Here is a 519-nt window from a genome sequence, read left to right on the forward strand (position 1 = left end):
CCTCGTGCTCCAGCACCATCCGCACCGCGCGAGCGCGCACCTCAGGCGAAAACTTGTTCGTCGTCTTGCTCGTCATCGCTCCATCCTACTCAGGAGTTGGAGCCTCCGGGAATCCCGGAGCGGTTCAAGGGGCAGTTGCGCGGCGTTCTGGAATGCGAACGCTGCGGGCGGCTCCACGACTCTGGCCTCGCCCTTGATGGCGACTTTTTGCGCCGTTCGCACTGCGCTCATCGCCTTGGCGTGGCCGGTTCTTTCCGCCAGCGCTGGCGGCTACCGGAAACCATCCCGACGACCGTCGTCGACATCCTTGAGGCGCCTGAAGATGACGGGTGGACCCTCGACGATGCGTCCGCATTGAGCAGCGGCGCGCGCTGGATGCGCGAGCACAGGCTTAGGGCCCGGACCCATTAAGGGGTTTGCAGATCGAGCGAAGCGTGATTCAGAGGCGTCCTCGAGGGAGGACGCCGATGGGATCGGACTGCTTCTGGCTGACGGACGAGCAGTTCGCGCGTCTTGAGC

Annotated in this window: 1 protein-coding gene; it reads left to right on the forward strand. The window is 64.7% G+C overall.

Annotation, left to right across the window (positions count from 1 at the left end; all coding sequences use genetic code 11):
- Positions 1-411: hypothetical protein (locus ACIKT0_RS19945; protein ID WP_407106968.1), on the forward strand; the 411-nt coding region annotated here is incomplete at its 5' end.
- Between the last annotated feature and the right edge of the window lie 108 nt (positions 412-519).

It is taken from the genome of Hansschlegelia beijingensis, assembly GCF_045505405.1.
Lineage (GTDB): Bacteria > Pseudomonadota > Alphaproteobacteria > Rhizobiales > Methylopilaceae > Methylopila > Methylopila beijingensis_A.